Genomic DNA, 18105 nt, shown 5'->3' with positions numbered 1-18105 from the left:
AAATGAGCAGAGCTATTCCTTGGTTATCAGTGGATGGCTCTTCTTTTCCTGCCCTTTCAACAGCGCTGACTGAGCCAAATGGTTTACTGGCCTTTGGCGATGATTTAACGCCGAAAAGAATATTTCAAGCCTACCAACAAGGTATATTTCCTTGGTTTAGTGACGGTGAGCCTGTCATGTGGTGGAGCCCAGATCCTCGGGCAATAATTAATATTGATCAACTCAAAATCAATAAAACCCTAAGTAAGTTCATTAAAAAGCAACCCTATCACGTCACCCTAAACACAGATTTTCAACAAGTCATTGAAAACTGCGCTGACGCCCCTTTTCGAAAAGAGGAAACTTGGATTGTACAGCCTATGTTAACGGCATACCAAGAGTTGCATCGCCAAGGGAAAGCTCATTCAATTGAAATATGGTGTGAAAATGAACTTGTCGGTGGATTATACGGTGTGGCAGTCAACGGTTATTTCTCTGGTGAATCTATGTTTTATCGCCAAAGTAATGCCTCAAAAATCGCCCTGGTTTATTTGACAAAGTTGTTAAAATCAATAGGTGTGAATTTTATCGATTGCCAAATGCAAAACCCTTTTCTTGAAGCTATGGGCTGCATTGAAATCTCCAGAGAGCAGTTTATTCAACGACAACAACAAGCAAAAGAACTGCTAGTACCAACCCAGTTTTGGCAACCGCGAACATTAACTTAATCACCGGCTGATTCAACAAGCGTTGCTTGGGTTTCATTTGCTAAAATAACGCTACTATTTCGACCTTGCGATTTTGCTTGGTAAAGCGCCTTGTCCGCTCGGGCATAAATGGTCTTCTCATCATCGCCAGTTTTATAAATAGCCCCGCCAATACTGACTGTTAAGGTAGAGGCAATAGGCGATTCAGGGTGAATAATTGCCGCGTTTGCGATGACTCGATGAACACGCTGGCAAATACTGTCAGCGCTGCGCCAGTCAACATCGGGCACCAAAATAGCAAACTCTTCACCGCCCAAGCGTGTCACTGTATCGGTTTCTCTTTGAAATGTGTCTGTGAGCAATTGAGCAATCTTAACCAGACACCTATCCCCTTCAGGGTGACCTAAATTATCATTATATTGTTTAAAAAAATCGATATCTAAAATAAGTAATGAGAAGCCTAGCTTAAAGCGATGGGCGCTGGCTAAAGCGGAAGTCAACGCTAATCGAAAACCTTTACGGTTTTGTATTTGAGTTAAATCATCAATAATATTTAAACGTTGTAGTTGACGTTTAAGCATTTCATTTTTCACCACATAGTACTGCCCTTTTAGCAACAATTGTCGAATTGTACGCATGAAAAGAATTAACAGCACCGGAAATTTAATCACAGTAATAAACAAATCCAATGACGACATTGCCACTATTTGCATTTGCAGCGTTAAATAGACCGCGGTCAGTACAATAGATGATATAACTAATAACCGTAAATGAGAGTAATAACCCAGTATTGAACAAATAAAGCCAATAACAAGTAAGTCAGATGCCGACTCCACTTCCCCCCATTGGTAATAGATAATAAAGGCTAAGCTTACCCAAGAAATCAATAACAATATCGACGATAAAGTGAACTTACTCGCGTTGATTGATTTTTCCCAAAAGTATTGTCCGGAAAAAATAATACATACAATAGTAAGCGTATAGGCAATGGCCGATGCTTGTTTTAAAGGAGTAATATCAATAATAAGATATAAAGTGACTATTGCCAGAAAGAATGCCACTAAGATGAACATCCAAAGAATGCTAGAGCGATTTACAGTATGTTGAACTTCATTGGCATATCCCTTCCATTCAGCCGAGTTTTTCAATGAATCATTACCTTATTTAAATTGACTTTATTTCATCGATTTATAAATTAGTACAATATTTAAACTTTAGTACAGAAAATAAATCCTGACAAAGTTATATATTAAGAACAATGTCTTGAGAATTAATTTACGCAAGAATTACCAATCAATATTGCTATAATGATAACAAAATAAGACAATTTACTTGTTATAAAGTGTTAAATTTATGGTTGATAATGAAATGGAAACATAAAAAGGTAATGAATGAGTTTTAATTTTAAACTGGGCATAACCAAGTCATTTAAATGTAATTATTTACCCAACAAGCAAGAACGATTGTTGGTGGCCGTTGATTCTAGTTTACATGACAGTGAACATTATAGTTGGCTAATGCATCAAGGCTTTCGACGTAGTGGTAACGACATCTATCGCCCTCATTGTGAGTCATGTCAAGCCTGCCATTCTATACGAGTACTAGTGAATGAATTTCAAGCGTCAAAAAGCCAAAAAAGAAATATCAAACGTAACCAAGTTTTTGAAATTAAGCTGAGTCACGAAATTAAGGAAAATTATTATCCTTTGTATGAAAAGTATATCAACACGCTTCATTGTGACGGCAGTATGTTTCCAGCAACACCAGAGCAGTTTAAAAGTTTTACCTCAAATGACATTACTAAGCAGTTGTTTATCGAAACTTGGCATCAGCAGAATTTGATCAGTGTTGCAGTAACCGACGACTTACCCAATGCCCTATCTGCTGTGTATACCTTTTACCATCCAGATTATCGTTCACACGGTCTAGGGGTGTATTCAATTTTAAAGCAAATAGAGGTAAGCAAGCAGCTGCAACGTGAATTTCTTTACTTGGGTTACCAAATCGATGACTGTAAAAAAATGAATTATAAAAATCGTTATAAGCCACACCAAATTTTATTAGCAAATCAGTGGAAAACAGTAAATAAATAACACTATAGCTTTACATTAGCGTTGCAATTCGGCATTATCTGCGCAGCTTTTTATTTACGCACTAATTTAGAGGTTTGGCGCCCAATGGCGAAAGAAGAAAATATTGAAATGCAAGGTACAGTTTTAGATACTTTGCCAAATACTATGTTCCGTGTTGAATTAGAAAATGGTCATGTTGTTACCGCTCATATTTCTGGGAAAATGCGCAAAAACTACATCCGTATTTTAACTGGCGATAAAGTTACTGTTGAGTTAACTCCGTACGATTTATCAAAAGGCCGTATTATCTTCCGTGCTAGATAGAAAATAATTCATTCTTTTAAAAAACGCTTTAGTATTTCACTCAAGCGTTTTTTTATGCTCAAAATTTGTGAAAAAACTCGCAAGCAATGCAACTAAAATCGAGAATTAAAAAAACCGAGTCATACTCGGTTTTTTTTTGCGCATATTAAGTTAAAAAACTAATGCTCGACTAGCTCTTTTTTTGACTCATAGTTAATAGCAAGTTTATCTTTTTTAACAACAACTTTAGCTACGCCACCTTGGGTCAGTTCTCCAAACAAGAGTTCGTTGGCCAATGGTTTTTTCAACTCTTCTTGAATTAACCGTGCCATAGGTCTTGCCCCCATCGCTTTATCATAACCATGGCTTGCCATCCACTTCTTAGCATCTTTGGTTATTTCTAACGAAACACCTTTTTCATCTAATTGCACTTGTAGTTCAACAATGAATTTGTCAACAACTTGCTGAATAACATCATCATGCAAATGGTTAAACCAAACTATATTGTCTAAACGATTACGAAACTCAGGAGAAAACACTTTGTTAATTTCATCCATAGCATCAAGGCTATTATCCTGTTGTTTAAAACCAATAGATTGCTTAGTGGTATGAGCAACACCGGCATTAGTCGTTAGAACCAAGACGATATTTCTAAAGTCAGCCTTACGACCATTATTGTCGGTTAATGTGCCATGATCCATAACCTGCAATAAAATGTTGTAAACATCTTCATGAGCTTTTTCGATTTCATCTAATAACACCACAGCATGGGGATTTTTAATCACGGCATCAGTTAGTAAGCCACCTTGTTCATAGCCAACATAACCAGGAGGAGCCCCAATTAAACGGCTAACTGCGTGTTTTTCCATGTACTCTGACATATCATAACGCAGTAACTCTACGCCTAGCACTTTAGCAAGTTGTTGAGTAACTTCCGTTTTACCGACACCGGTAGGACCGGCAAAAATAAATGAACCAATAGGTTTTTGCTCATTACCTAATCCGGCACGCGATAAACGAATAACCGAAGAAAGCTCATCAATGGCGTGGTCTTGGCCAAAAACAACCAATTTCAAGTTTCTATCTAAGGTTTTCAGGCTATCTACTTCTGAAGAAGAAACTGATTTTTCAGGAATACGGGCCATTTTCGCAACAATATTTTCAATATCGGTATTGCTGATCACTTTCTTTCTTTTTGAGGCAGTCACCAATTGTTGCCGGGCACCAGCTTCATCAATAACATCAATAGCCTTATCCGGTAAAAAACGTTCATTAATGTATTTAGCTGATAATTGGGCCGCTGCACGCAAGGCTTTATTTGAATAGCGAATGCCGTGATGCGCTTCATACTTGTCTTTTAAGCCGTGCAATATTTTTGTGGTATCGTCTACGCTTGGCTCAATAACATCGATTTTTTGAAATCTACGGGCTAAGGCGCGATCTTTCTCAAAAATACTTTGGTATTCTTGATAAGTTGTTGAACCCAAGCAACGTAGTTTACCCGAAGAAAGTAATGGCTTAAGCAGGTTAGATGCATCCATCATGCCGCCTGACGCTGCTCCTGCGCCTATAATGGTATGAATTTCATCAATGAATAATATTGCATTACCATCCTCTTCAAGTTCTTTTAACAGCGCTTTAAAACGTTTTTCAAAGTCACCACGATATTTAGTGCCAGCAAGTAAAGCCCCCATATCTAGCGAATAAATAGTCGCATCTGCTAGAAACTCAGGTGCTTTATCAGATATCACTAAATTAGCTAAGCCTTCAGCGATAGCCGTTTTACCAACGCCCGCCTCACCAACATACAAAGGATTATTTTTTCTACGACGACTTAATACTTGTAATGTCCGCTCAAGTTCATTATCTCGGCCAATAAGAGGATCAATATTACCTTTTAGTGCTTCTTCATTCAGATTAGTGGAAAAATTTTCAATGGTACGTGGCTCTTCTTCGCCAACTTGAACTTGCTCTTCAGAATTTGCATTGTTTTGCTCAATTTTGGCAATACCATGAGAAATATAATTGACGATATCTAAACGGCTAATATCTGATTTTTTCAAAAAATATGCTGCTTGTGATTCTTGCTCACTAAAAATAGCCACTAAAACATTTGAGCCATTAACTTCACTTTTACCTGAAGATTGCACATGAAAAACCGCACGCTGCAACACCCGTTGAAAACCTAAAGTAGGCTGAGTTTCTCGTTCTTCTTCCCCCATAGGAATAACAGGCGTGGTATCAGCAATAAAAGCCAAAAGCTCTTTTCTCAGCTTAGTCATATCTGCACCACAGGCATGCAAAGCATCAATTGATGATGGGTTATCTAAAAGCGCCAACAATAAATGTTCAACCGTCATAAATTCATGGCGAGACTCTTTAGCCTGACGAAAAGCCATATTTAACGATACTTCTAAATCTTTATTTAGCATAGGTTACTCCAATTAAAATCTCGCGTAATTACGCTTTTTCCATAGTACATTTCAGCGGATGCTCATTGCTTAATGCGTAATTTAACACTTGATCAACTTTAGTTTCTGCTACCTCAGCAGTATAGGTACCACATCGCCCTTTTCCTTTGTAATGTACAGCTAACATTACGTCGGTTGCTTGCTCTGAGTTCATATTAAAAAATTTACACAGTACGTCGATAACAAAATCCATTGGCGTATAATCATCATTCAACAATACAACATTATACATTGGGGGTTTTTGATGCTTTTCAACTATCTCATCATCAAGAACCGCTTGGTCATCTATTAACTCTTTCCATTTACTCATAATTCTATATTAGTCTGTCAGTCATAATTTTGCTTTAAGATTTTAAAAAAATAATAAGGAAAAATTGCCAGCATATGGAAGTTATCACTTGACTATTTTAATTTATTATCTACGATTTACTTTGGTGGGCGTTTTTTATCCACCTCTGATATAAATTTAATGCTTTGAGGAAAGCATACCTAATTACCGATGATTTTAGAAGGATGTTGAAGTATGGCTCACGGTACAGTTAAGTGGTTTAATAATGCAAAAGGGTTTGGTTTTATTCGTCCAGAGGATGGTGGTGAAGATATATTTGCTCATTACTCTACAATTCAAATGGAAGGATACCGTACGTTGAAAGCGGGTCAAGACGTAAACTACGAGTTAAACGCAGGACCAAAAGGTCACCACGCAGCAAGCATTACCCCATCAGAAATAGAAGCAGAAGAGTAATTTTAATATTTTTTGGTGGTGTAAAATAAAAAAACACAGCATTAACGCTGTGTTTTTTTATGGCTAGCTGATAGTTAACATGCTCATTTTACACTTTTACATGTGTTCAATAATACAATCACCAAACTCAGAACAAGTCACTAAAGTTGCATCGTCCATTAAACGTTCAAAGTCATAAGTAACCGTTTTAGCATTTATTGCACCCGACATACCTTTCAATAACAAATTAGCTGCTTCAGTCCAGCCCATATGACGTAACATCATCTCTGCTGATAAAATCACCGAGCCTGGATTAACTTTATTTTGACCGGCATATTTTGGCGCGGTACCGTGAGTTGCTTCAAAAATAGCCACTTCGTCGTTTAAGTTAGCACCTGGCGCGATCCCTATGCCACCAACTTGCGCTGCTAAGGCATCAGATAAATAATCACCATTTAAGTTTAATGTTGCGATAACACTATATTCGGCCGGGCGTAACAGTATTTGTTGCAACATGGCATCGGCAATTACGTCCTTAATAATAATTTCTTTGCCAGTTTTCGGGTTTTTCATCGTGCACCAAGGGCCGCCATTTAAAAGATCGGCGCCAAATTCTTCGCGAGCTAGCTCATAACCCCAATCTTTAAAAGCACCTTCGGTAAATTTCATAATATTACCTTTGTGTACTAAAGTTATCGACTCCCGATCGTTATCAATGGCGTATTGAATGGCTTGTCGAACTAAACGTTGTGTGCCCTCTTTTGAAACGGGTTTGATACCAATACCACAATTATCTTGAAAGCGTATTTTCGTTACACCCATTTCTTGTGTTAAGAAGTTAATCATTTTTGTTGCTTGCTCAGTACCCGCTTGATATTCAATTCCTGCATAAATATCTTCTGAATTTTCGCGGAAAATAACCATATCAACTTCACTGGGTTTTTTAACCGGACTAGGTACACCCGTAAACCACTGCACTGGCCGTTGGCAGACGTACAAATCAAGAATTTGTCTCAAGGCAACATTCAGTGAACGCATACCGCCGCCAACAGGCGTGGTTAATGGCCCTTTTATACCTACTTTGTATTCTTTGAACATCTCAAGTGTTTCATCAGGTAACCAAGTTTCAGAGTCATACATTTGCGTGGCTTTTTCACCGGCATAAACTTCCATCCAATGAATTTTTTTCTCGCCACCATAAGCCTTAGTTACTGCAGCATCAACCACTTTAATCATAGGTGGCGTAACATCGACACCTATGCCATCCCCTTCAATAAAAGGAATGATCGGGTTGTTGGGTACATTTAAAATACCATCAACAGCGGTGATTTTATCGCCTGCACTAGGAATATTTACATGGTTCGGCATATGAACTCTCCTAAATTTACTAATGAAAATAGCCGTTTGCTAGTTTCTTTATCATTAAACTAAATGAAAAAGAGCAAAGACACTAATACTGAAATGGTGATAATGAACATCACTACTATGAATAATTAAAACGGTTGTTTTAATTATTTGCAAATTTTTTTGACATTATTTTTTAATAACTTGCAATTTATTACCTTAGCTTTGAATATCGAGCCAAAATTCAGACAAAAAAAAGCTAGGCAAAAGCCTAGCTTATAAAATACTTCTATTTTTGCTTATAGTAAGCTAGATAAAATGGTGTTTAAGGTTTCACTCGGACGCATAGCATTAGCTGCTAACTCGGCGTCAGCAAAATAGTAACCGTTAATATCCATGCTAGGACCTTGCGCAGCATTTAGTTCATCAACAATTTTTGCTTCTTGTTTGGTTAATGCTTGAGCAACGGCGACAAAACTTGATTTTAAGCTTTCATCCGTTGTTTGCTCGGCTAAAGCCTGTGCCCAGTACAAACCAAGGTAAAAGTGAGAGCCACGGTTGTCTAACTCACCAACACGACGTGATGGCGATTTATTCTCTTGTAAGAACTTAGCTGTAGCTTGGTCAAGTGTATCTGCTAATACTTGTGCTTTAGCATTACCGGTATTAACACTTAAATGTTCAAGTGAAGCGGCTAATGCTAAGAACTCACCTAAAGAATCCCAACGTAAGTGGTTTTCTTTTTCGAATTGCTGAACATGCTTAGGCGCAGAGCCACCAGCGCCGGTTTCAAATAAACCACCACCATTCATCAAAGGTACGATTGATAGCATTTTAGCACTGGTACCTAATTCTAGAATTGGGAATAGATCCGTTAGGTAATCGCGTAATACGTTTCCTGTGACAGAGATTGTATCTTCACCTTTAGCAACACGCGCTAAAGTATATTCACATGCTTTAACAGGAGCCATGATTTGAATATCTAAATCAGTAGTATCGTGATCTGCAAGATAAGTGTTCACCTTTTTGATCATTTCAGCATCGTGGCCACGGTTTTCGTCTAACCAAAATATTGCTGGCGTATTGCTGGCTTTAGCACGTGTAACGGCTAGTTTAACCCAGTCTTGAATTGGTGCGTCTTTAGCTTGACACATTCTCCAAATGTCACCTTCAGCTACCGCATGCTCAATAAGAGTTTCACCATTGTCGTTAACAACACGCACTTTACCTTCACCAACCATAGTGAATGTTTTGTCATGTGAACCGTACTCTTCCGCTTTTTGCGCCATTAAACCAACGTTTGGTACTGTCCCCATAGTCGTTGGGTTAAAAGCACCGTTTTCACGACAAAAATCAACAACAGCAGAAAATACCCCTGCATAGTTACGATCAGGGATCATAAACTTGGTTTCTTTTTGCTTTCCGTCTGGTCCCCACATCATACCTGAAGCACGCAATGCCGCAGGCATTGAGGCATCAATAATCACATCACTTGGCACGTGTAGGTTAGTAATACCTTTGTCAGAATCAACCATAGCTAATTCTGGACGAGTTGCGTATACCGCTTGAATATCAGCTTCAATTTCAGCTTTCTTCTCAGCGGACAAACGGCCGATTTTCGCGTAAACATCACCAATACCGTTATTAGCATCAACACCAAGTTGCTCGAATGTAGCACCGTGCTTAGCAAAAACGTCTTTGTAAAATACTTTTACTGCGTGACCGAACATAATTGGATCAGAAACTTTCATCATTGTCGCTTTAAGGTGCAATGATAACAGTACATCTTCTGATTTTGCTTTCTCAGTTTCTGTAGCAAAAAAGTCAACTAACGCACTTTTGCTCATTACTGAGGCATCAATCACTTCTTGATCTAATAATGCTAAGTGCTCTTTTAATAAAGTCACCTCACCATTTTCGGCAACAAATTCAATTTTTACATTTGTTGCGCCGTTAATAGTGACTGATTTTTCACTACCGTAAAAATCGCCTGATTGCATATGTGCAACGTGTGATTTAGTTGTTGGTGACCATGCTCCCATTGAATGTGGGTTGTTACGCGCATATTGTTTAACTGAACCTGGTGCACGACGGTCTGAGTTACCTTCACGCAAAACTGGGTTAACAGCTGAGCCTAATACTTTTGCATAAGTAAGCTTAATAGACTCTTCTGCTTCATTTTGCGGCTCTTCAGGAAAGTCTGGTAAGTTATAGCCTTTCGCTTGCAGTTCTTTAATCGCTGCTTGTAACTGTGGAATAGAAGCAGAAATATTAGGTAGCTTAATGATGTTTGCTTCTGGGGTTTTAGCTAACTCGCCTAATTCAGCTAACGCATCGTCAATTCTTTGTTCAGCGGTTAAGTATTTAGGGAAATTTGCAATAATACGACCAGCCAATGAAATATCGCGAGTTTCAACATCAATTGCAGAAGATGCAGTAAACGCTTTAACGATTGGTAAAAAAGAATGCGTCGCTAAAGCTGGCGCTTCATCGGTAATAGTATAAATAATTTTTGATGTATCTGTGGTCATTTAAAATCCTTTGCTGATTTGCCATTAATCGATAAAATGAATAACTACGCAACTCGAATAACTATTCATTTTATCGATAAAAAAATATTTTTGCGCGCGCATAGTATCGGAATTCAAAGCGCATTAAAATAGATGAATTATCGGCAGTTCATATTCAACAAGGTAAGATTTAGTGACAATTAAGCAAAATCAATCATTTGCGCGTAAAAAAAGACGAAAACCACAAAAGGTACGACCAGTTGACTTTCAACCAGAAATTGTACTTTTCAATAAACCTTTCGATGTTTTGAGCCAATTTACTGATGACCAAAATCGGAAAACCTTAAAAGATTTCATCAAGGTAAAAGATGTTTATGCCGCAGGCCGTCTTGATCGAGACAGTGAAGGACTCTTATTGCTGACTAATGATGGTAAATTGCAGCACAAATTAGCAAACCCGAGTCAAAAAACAGATAAAACCTATTGGGCGCAGGTTGAAGGCATACCGTCCGAAGTTGATATTAATGCACTTTGCCAAGGTGTTGAATTAAAAGATGGTATGACTAAGCCCGCAAAGGTACGCATAATTGCAGAGCCCAAGGTTTGGCCTCGCACCCCACCTATTCGCGAACGAGCAGCTATTCCTACTACTTGGTTAGAAATTACCATTCGTGAAGGCAGAAATAGACAAGTCAGACGTATGACCGCACATATCGGCTTTCCAACATTAAGACTCATTCGTTTTTCCATCGGTAAATGGACCATTGACGGTATTAACAACGGCGAATATAAAAGGTTAAACCATGTCTAAATCAGTGTTGTCTTCTCACTCAACAACCGATCATAGCGGCAGATATGCTTGAAAATACGTCACATGGCAGCGAGCAATTTAAACCAAATACTACCGTAGCAGCTGTTGTTACCTATCAGAACAAGTTTTTAATCGTTGAAGAATTAGAGCACGGCAATACCGTTTATAATCAACCGGCCGGCCATTTAGAAAGTAACGAGAGCTTAGTTAGCGCAATTGAACGAGAGCTAAAAGAAGAAACCGGGCTTGTGCTGGCGCCACAATACTTGTCAGGCATCTACTATTATTACCGCGCGTCACTAAATTTGTATTACCTAAGGTTTTGTTTTGTCATTGAGTTAGACGTTCAATTACCAACCACGCCAGAAGATGAAGAAATCATTGCTTGTCATTGGTTAACCTTAGCGGAAATTAAAGACAAATCAGCGCAATTACGCAGCCCTCTAGTACTGGAATGCATTGAAGATTACCTTAGTGGCAAAAAAATTCCATTAAGTCACTTAAAATCTAATCTTTAATCTATCATCGTGATAATTGACCGTGCTATAATTTCGCGCCATTTTCCATTGTAATGTAGTTGTAATGACCTCGAACAAACATTTAGATATTAACGCAACAGCACCGAACGAAAAATTGCCACAAGAGACGAAAGTTATTGTTGGCATGTCGGGCGGTGTTGACTCATCCGTTTCTGCGTATTTATTACAAGAGCAAGGCTATCAGGTTGAAGGCTTGTTCATGAAAAACTGGGAAGAAGATGATAATGATGAATATTGTGCGGCAGCAGAAGATTTAGCCGATGCACAAAATGTTTGTGAAAAGTTAGGCATAAAATTACATACCATTAACTTTGCTACTGAATATTGGGATAACGTTTTTGAATATTTTCTTGCCGAATACAAAGCCGGCAGAACACCTAATCCCGACATTATGTGTAACAAAGAAATTAAGTTTAAAGCTTTCTTAGAATTTGCCTGTGAAGACTTAGGCGCTGATTACATTGCCACCGGTCATTATGTACAACGTCGTTTTACTGACGATAAATGGCAAATGATCCGGGGTTTAGATAGCAATAAAGATCAAAGTTACTTTCTTTATACCTTAAGTCACGAACAAGTGGGCAGAACGCTATTTCCTGTTGGTCACATTGAAAAGCCAGAAGTTCGAGCAATAGCAGAGAAAGCTGATCTTATTACCCACAATAAAAAAGACAGCACAGGTATTTGTTTTATTGGCGAACGCAAATTTAAAGACTTTCTCGGTAAATATTTACCAGCGCAACCGGGCGTTATCGAAACACCTGAAGGTGAAGCCATTGGCGAACACGATGGTTTGATGTACCACACGTTAGGACAACGCAAAGGTTTGCGCATTGGCGGCTTAGCCAATGCAGGTGAAGAGCCTTGGTACGTGGTTGAAAAAGATCTAATTCGTAACGTATTAATTGTTGGTCAAGGCCATAACCACCCTCGCCTATTTTCCAAAGGTTTAATCGCCAATCAATTACATTTAGTTGATCGCGTAGAATTAACAACACCAATTACCTGTACGGTTAAAACTCGTTATCGGCAAGAAGATGTTGCCTGTAATTTGTCGCCGATGGCAAATGGCGAATATTTGGTGATGTTTACTGAGCCACAAAGCTCTGTAACGCCAGGTCAATCTGTGGTGTTTTATCAAGATGATATTTGCTTAGGTGGCGGTATTATCAATTCCCTTATTCGGTAGTCATAATATTCATGAATAGTATAGAAGAACAAACCATTACCATGGCAGCAGTCTGCCAAGTTGCCGCATTAGTACAAAAAATCGCTCGCAGCGGTGAAAATATTGATGATGATTTAAAAACCATGCTAGATAGCATAGTGGTAACATCACCAGAGAACACCTTAGAAGTTTATGGCAATGATAGCGCAAACCTAAAAACTGGTTTACATGCACTCATCGAGCAGCTAGGCAACCAAACAAAACAAAAAGACCCTGAATTAACACGTTATGTAGTCAGTTTATTGGGCTTAGAGCGACGCTTAGCAAATAAGCGTGGCCAACTCTCACTATTAGGTGAACGTATCGAACAATGTCAGCGACAGCTGGCTCATTACGAGATCACTAGCGATACCCTTATTGCCAGTTTAGCAAGCATTTATAGCGACTTACTTAGCCCGATAGGCACACCAATACAAGTTGCCGGTGAACCAGAGCGCCTAAAACAAACGAGTAACCAACACAAAATAAGAGCCTTGCTACTTGCAGGTATTCGCTCGAGTGTGTTGTGGCGTCAAGTAGGCGGTAAACGCAGAAATATTTTATTTGGTCGCGGCAAAATGGTTGCTTGCGCCCAACAATTACTTAATCAAATTTAATAATAACTTCAGGAATATACTATGGAACTTTCAGCATTAAGTGCAATATCACCGGTTGACGGTCGTTATGGCAGTAAAGTTAAAGCATTACGCCCTATTTTCAGTGAGTTTGGCTTAATTAAATATCGTGTAACCGTTGAGGTTCGTTGGTTACAAAAATTAGCCGCTACTGCAGAAATCAATGAAGTTCCAGCATTCTCAGCACAAGCAAATGCCTTATTAGATGCCATAGTTGCTGACTTTTCTGAAGTTGATGCGCAACAAATTAAAGATATTGAAGCAACAACAAACCACGACGTAAAAGCGGTTGAGTACTTTCTTAAAGAAAAAATTGCTGACAATGCTGAATTAAATGCCATTACTGAATTTATTCACTTTGCCTGTACTTCTGAAGATATTAATAACCTTTCGCACGGCTTAATGCTTGCGGATTGTCGTGATGAAGTTTTATTACCTATGATTGACGATATTCTTGCTGACATTAAAGCGATAGCCGTTGAATATCAAAGTATCCCTATGATGTGTCGTACTCACGGCCAGCCTGCTTCGCCAAGTACATTGGGTAAAGAAATGGCTAACGTATACGTACGTTTGAAACGTCAACGTCAGCAAATTGCACAAGTTGAAATGTTAGGTAAAATTAACGGCGCTGTCGGTAACTACAACGCTCACTTATCAGCATACCCAGAAGTTAACTGGCACAATTTTGCTAATGAATTTGTTAATTCATTAGGTTTAAGCTGGAATGCCTTTACTACGCAAATTGAACCGCATGATTACATTGCTGAGCTTTTTGACGCGATCGCACGTTTCAACACCATTTTAATCGATTTTGATCGTGATGTTTGGGGCTACATTGCTCTTGGTCATTTCAAGCAAAAAACCATTGCTGGCGAAATTGGCTCTTCAACTATGCCGCATAAAGTTAACCCGATTGATTTTGAAAACTCTGAAGGTAACTTAGGTATTGCAAATGCACTATTTACACACTTAGCGCAAAAGTTACCTATTTCTCGCTGGCAGCGAGACCTTACTGACTCTACCGTTTTACGTAACTTAGGTGTTGGTTTTGCACACACGCTTATTGCTTATCAAGCAACACGTAAAGGTATTAGCAAGTTACAAGTAAACGAAGAAAACTTACTTGCTGAGCTTAATTCAAACTGGGAAGTGTTGGCTGAGCCGATTCAAACGGTTATGCGTCGTTACGGTATTGAAAAACCATACGAAAAATTAAAAGAACTGACTCGTGGTAAACGTGTCGATGGCGATTCAATGCGTGAATTCATTATGACGTTGGAATTACCAGAAGCGGCAAAAGCACAACTTTGTGAAATGACACCGGCTTCATATATTGGTCGCGCGGTTTCATTTATTAATGACCTAGACTAATCATTCCACACTTGTTTGATAAAAAGGGATCCGTAATGGCTCCCTTTTTTATTTTATATTTATATATACACAGTTACAGTTAACACATGGCAAAGCATATGAACATTGAATCATTAAATTGGGGTGAGCTAAGCCCAGAACTATTTCTTAAAGAATATTGGCAAAAAAAACCATTATTGCTCAAGCAAGCGTTCAAAAACTTTCAAGATACCATTCCAGCTGATGAATTAGCGGGCTTAGCCATGGAAACTGAAATTGAATCTCGTATTGTCAGCAATGATGGTAATGATAATTGGCAAGTCGATCATGGCCCATTTGATGATTTTAGCCAATACGGTGAAGAAAATTGGACTTTATTAGTGCAAGCAGTAAACAACTGGTCACGCCCAACTAATGCCTTATTAACACCATTTTCTTTTATTCCTCGCTGGCGTATTGACGATGTGATGGTAAGCTTTTCTACACCTAATGGTGGCGTTGGTGCCCATTTAGATCAATACGACGTATTTATTATCCAGGGCAGTGGTAAAAGGCGCTGGCAAGTCGGTGCTCCTGATAGCACATTAAAAACTCTTTTACCGCACCCAGATCTTAAGCAAGTATCAGCTTTTGAGCCCCTAATTGACGAAGTGACTGAAGCGGGCGATTTACTCTATATTCCCCCTAATCATCCACATAATGGCATATCGATTGAAAACTCTGTTAACTTTTCTGTCGGCTTTCAAGCACCATCAAGTCAAGAGCTTTGGTCTAGTTTTGCTGACAAACTAATCGATAACAATCTTGGCGAGCAACGTTTTGGTGATGCCGCACGTCAAGTTACTCAGCACAGCGCCTTGATAAGTAAGGAAGATCAACAACATCTAAAAGCTTTTATGCTAACACAGCTTGAAAATAACGAATTGTTTGAACAATTTATTGGCCAGTATTTGACACAAAGTCATCACGCATTAGAGCTACTGATGCCAGTAACTGATATAGATGACGAAAAACTTACCGACATTTTATCTGAGCCAGAGATATTATTTATGCCAGTATCAGGCATAAAAGCCGCAATAATTGATGAGCAGCAGACAACACTATTTCTAAATGGCGATAGTTTTCCTATAGATAAGCAAACCTTGCCTTTAGGCCAATTGTTAGCCCAGCAAACGCCTTTGACCACAAGCCAAGTAAAAAGTTTCAACACATGTTTGAAAAACAGCCAATTGTTAACTAGTGTTTTAAATAAGGGTTATTGGTATATAGAATAGAGTGCAATGTCATACACAGTCAGTAGAGTACGATGGGAGCAAGCTGCTCCCCTACTTAAAAACGTAAGAGAACAAGTTTTTGTCTGTGAATGGCGCATTCCGAAAAACATCGAGTTTGATCAAAAAGACAGATTTGCCTTCCATGTATTAGCCTGTAACGATATCACCAAAGAGCCCATTGGTACCGGTCGAATTCTGACCACAGGTGAAGTTAGCCGCATTGCGGTGTTAAAATCTTGCCGTAAAGATCAAGTTGATAAAGTCATCTTACAAGCATTATTTGATATTGCTAAAGAGATGAATCTAAAAGAGATTTTTATTTACAGTCCATTAGAGTCTATTGATTATTTTCGAAAATTTAATTTCAATACCGCAGGCGCTGTGTTTATGGAAGCTGGCATGCCAAGGCAAAAAATGACCTGCCCACTTGATAACGCCAGCCTAGCTAAATATTATTTAAGCCATTAAATCAAAAATTAATGGCTTTTTATTGTTCTATTACCCTTGCCACAACTCGTCTTTTTCATAGATTTTATAAAGTCCGTCTGCACGTCCTATTAACAACTGAGCAAATTCTTGTTGTTCTTTATCCTCTTGTTGCAATAAATTCTCAGCTTGTAGCTGCCATTTTAACGAGAAATGTCGAATAACTTCTCGTGCTGATTCACTACCATCAAGTGCAACATGATCAGTTGGTAAATCACCAGAAATAACCCAAACGGTAGATTTATCTAACAGGTTGATTTTCCATACTGACAATACCGGCACTAAATAGCGACTTTCTTTATCAGCAACACTTTCGGTCACTAAACCCTTGTCTGCAAGATACTTGGTTGCTTTTAGGTACTGTTCTCGGATCCACGCCTGTTGCTGCTCTGGGGTCATTGCTTGCTGTTGAGTCATGATTATTATCTTTTTTGTTAATTATTTTAATGAGATGTTAACTTTGGAAAGTTGTATGAATTAATTCACAGTAAATTTCAGTTTTATTTATTGCTTCACTAGCGAAGCACTTACCTAAATGGTATTGTGCGCAGCAAATTATTACAACCTTTGTTCAATAAAATAATTGAACAAATTCTATAATCATTGGAGATTACGATAGTGGCCGTTTTTGATTTAGTAGATTTTGATAACCACGAACAAGTCGTTTATTGTAGCGATGAAGCCTCAGGGCTAAAAGCCATCATCGCAGTGCACAGTACTGCTTTAGGACCCGCGGCAGGTGGTTGTCGTTTTTGGGATTATGCGACTGATGAAGCGGCATTAAAAGACGTTTTACGTTTGTCAAAAGGCATGACCTATAAAAATGCCATGGCAGGTTTGAAGTTAGGTGGTGGCAAAGGCGTTATTATTGGCGACCCTAAAAAATTAAAGTCAGAAGATTTATTCAAAGCCTTTGGCACAGCCGTTAATAACTTAAATGGCCGCTACTATACGGCAGAAGATGTTAATATCACCACAGGTGATATGGCAATTGTTAATCAAAGTACTGAGTTTGTTTCTGGCCTTGAAGGCAAAAGTGGCAACCCAGGTCCATTCACTGCCTTAGGTACGTTTTTAGGTATTAAAGCAGCGGTTAAGTTTAAGTTAGGTAAAGACGACTTAAATGGAATTAAAGTAGCAGTACAAGGCCTTGGCAGTGTTGGTTATTCACTTTGTGAAAAATTACACCAAGCTGGCGCAGAGTTAATTGTCACTGATATTAACCATATAGCATTGGACAAAGCCGCTACTGAATTAAACGCAACGGTTGTTGGATTAGACGAAATATACAGCCAAGACGTTGATGTCTTCTCGCCATGTGCGCTTGGCGCATCGATTGATGACAACAGCATTGAGCAAATGAAAGCCGTGATCATTGCCGGTTGTGCAAATAACCAATTAGCAGAAGCTCGTCATGATCAACTATTGCTAGAAAAAGGTATTTTATACGCGCCAGATTACGTGATAAATGCCGGTGGCATCATTAACGTAGCGTTAGAAATTTATCCTGAACCTTACTGTGCAGATAGTGCAACCGCGTTAGTTGAAAACATTTATCACACCTTGATGAATGTATTTGAAACCGCGGCATCAAAAAATATGCCGACAGGTATTATTGCAGATGAAATGGCGCGAGAAATTATTGCTAACGGCCACAAATAAATTACGCGGTAATATCACACGCTGATAC

The 18105-nt window shown here is 38.7% G+C and carries 18 protein-coding genes; 12 read left to right on the top strand and 6 right to left on the bottom strand.

Annotated elements, in window-relative coordinates:
• Positions 1–2 precede the first annotated feature (2 nt).
• On the top strand, positions 3–707 hold the full coding sequence (gene aat / locus AC27JP_RS07860) for a leucyl/phenylalanyl-tRNA--protein transferase (RefSeq protein WP_487113774.1): 705 nt from the start codon (positions 3–5) through the stop codon (positions 705–707).
• Here the strand turns inward: aat and AC27JP_RS07855 are convergent.
• Positions 704–1834 (bottom strand): GGDEF domain-containing protein, encoded by a 1131-nt coding sequence (locus AC27JP_RS07855; protein WP_487113773.1) that lies wholly within the window; start codon positions 1832–1834, stop codon positions 704–706. The two genes, aat and AC27JP_RS07855, sit on opposite strands and share 4 nt — an antisense overlap.
• A 243-nt stretch (positions 1835–2077) precedes the next feature.
• On the opposite strand from AC27JP_RS07855, the gene AC27JP_RS07850 reads away from it, so the two are divergent.
• Together AC27JP_RS07850 and infA are read left to right on the top strand one after the other, a co-directional pair.
• Positions 2078–2779, top strand: coding sequence for an arginyltransferase (locus tag AC27JP_RS07850; protein ID WP_487113771.1), 702 nt, complete (start codon positions 2078–2080; stop codon positions 2777–2779).
• 84 nt (positions 2780–2863) lie between these two features.
• Positions 2864–3082, top strand: a complete 219-nt coding sequence (gene infA, locus AC27JP_RS07845; protein WP_011043571.1) for a translation initiation factor IF-1 — start codon at positions 2864–2866, stop codon at positions 3080–3082.
• Between the two features lie 158 nt (positions 3083–3240).
• Here the strand turns inward: infA and clpA are convergent, their stop codons facing one another.
• Together clpA and clpS are read right to left on the bottom strand one after the other, a co-directional pair.
• Entirely contained in the window at positions 3241–5493 is a 2253-nt protein-coding gene (gene clpA, locus AC27JP_RS07840) for an ATP-dependent Clp protease ATP-binding subunit ClpA (RefSeq protein WP_487113769.1), read from the bottom strand.
• Positions 5494–5521: 28 nt separating this feature from the next.
• On the bottom strand, positions 5522–5842 hold the full coding sequence (gene clpS, locus AC27JP_RS07835) for an ATP-dependent Clp protease adapter ClpS (protein WP_487113767.1): 321 nt from the start codon (positions 5840–5842) through the stop codon (positions 5522–5524).
• Between the two features lie 213 nt (positions 5843–6055).
• On the opposite strand from clpS, the gene cspD reads away from it, so the two are divergent.
• Positions 6056–6277: a cold shock domain-containing protein CspD gene (cspD, locus tag AC27JP_RS07830; RefSeq protein ID WP_487113765.1), complete on the top strand. Its 222-nt coding sequence runs from the start codon at positions 6056–6058 to the stop codon at positions 6275–6277.
• Positions 6278–6373: 96 nt separating this feature from the next.
• Here cspD and icd read toward each other — a convergent pair whose 3' ends face one another.
• Both icd and AC27JP_RS07820 read right to left on the bottom strand, forming a co-directional pair.
• A complete protein-coding gene (gene icd, locus AC27JP_RS07825) occupies positions 6374–7624 on the bottom strand; it encodes an NADP-dependent isocitrate dehydrogenase (protein ID WP_487113763.1) in 1251 nt (416 codons plus the stop codon).
• Positions 7625–7899: 275 nt separating this feature from the next.
• Positions 7900–10131 carry an NADP-dependent isocitrate dehydrogenase gene (locus AC27JP_RS07820; protein WP_487113761.1) on the bottom strand — a complete coding sequence of 744 codons (2232 nt, stop codon included), beginning with the start codon at positions 10129–10131 and terminating at the stop codon, positions 7900–7902.
• 178 nt (positions 10132–10309) lie between these two features.
• Here AC27JP_RS07820 and AC27JP_RS07815 point away from each other — a divergent pair, with 178 nt between their 5' ends.
• The 7 genes from AC27JP_RS07815 to AC27JP_RS07785 all read left to right on the top strand — a co-directional run bounded on the left by AC27JP_RS07815 (position 10310) and on the right by AC27JP_RS07785 (position 16397).
• The gene (locus tag AC27JP_RS07815) at positions 10310–10921 is read left to right on the top strand and encodes a pseudouridine synthase (RefSeq protein WP_487114365.1); all 612 of its coding nucleotides are present in this window, start codon (positions 10310–10312) and stop codon (positions 10919–10921) included.
• A gap of 44 nt (positions 10922–10965) precedes the next feature.
• Complete coding sequence (locus tag AC27JP_RS07810; protein WP_487113760.1) at positions 10966–11439, top strand: NUDIX hydrolase; 474 nt, start codon at positions 10966–10968, stop codon at positions 11437–11439.
• Positions 11440–11503: 64 nt separating this feature from the next.
• The gene (gene mnmA, locus AC27JP_RS07805) at positions 11504–12649 is read left to right on the top strand and encodes a tRNA 2-thiouridine(34) synthase MnmA (protein WP_487113758.1); all 1146 of its coding nucleotides are present in this window, start codon (positions 11504–11506) and stop codon (positions 12647–12649) included.
• Positions 12650–12660: 11 nt separating this feature from the next.
• Positions 12661–13284: a high frequency lysogenization protein HflD gene (hflD, locus tag AC27JP_RS07800; protein ID WP_487113756.1), complete on the top strand. Its 624-nt coding sequence runs from the start codon at positions 12661–12663 to the stop codon at positions 13282–13284.
• Between the two features lie 21 nt (positions 13285–13305).
• Positions 13306–14676, top strand: coding sequence for an adenylosuccinate lyase (gene purB, locus AC27JP_RS07795; protein WP_487113754.1), 1371 nt, complete (start codon positions 13306–13308; stop codon positions 14674–14676).
• Positions 14677–14774: 98 nt separating this feature from the next.
• A complete protein-coding gene (locus AC27JP_RS07790) occupies positions 14775–15929 on the top strand; it encodes a cupin domain-containing protein (RefSeq protein ID WP_487113753.1) in 1155 nt (384 codons plus the stop codon).
• A 6-nt stretch (positions 15930–15935) separates the two neighbouring features.
• On the top strand, positions 15936–16397 hold the full coding sequence (locus tag AC27JP_RS07785; protein ID WP_487113751.1) for a GNAT family N-acetyltransferase: 462 nt from the start codon (positions 15936–15938) through the stop codon (positions 16395–16397).
• A 30-nt stretch (positions 16398–16427) separates the two neighbouring features.
• On the opposite strand, the gene AC27JP_RS07780 is transcribed toward AC27JP_RS07785, so the two are convergent.
• On the bottom strand, positions 16428–16832 hold the full coding sequence (locus tag AC27JP_RS07780) for a DUF4826 family protein (protein ID WP_487113749.1): 405 nt from the start codon (positions 16830–16832) through the stop codon (positions 16428–16430).
• A gap of 201 nt (positions 16833–17033) precedes the next feature.
• On the opposite strand from AC27JP_RS07780, the gene AC27JP_RS07775 reads away from it, so the two are divergent.
• Entirely contained in the window at positions 17034–18077 is a 1044-nt protein-coding gene (locus AC27JP_RS07775; protein ID WP_487113747.1) for a Leu/Phe/Val dehydrogenase, read from the top strand.
• The last annotated feature ends 28 nt before the right edge of the window (positions 18078–18105 follow it).

This window comes from Colwellia sp. SU-HH01172, assembly GCF_057553355.1.
Note: the sequence above shows the minus strand (reverse complement) of the source record. Positions and strands in the feature narration are given on the sequence as shown.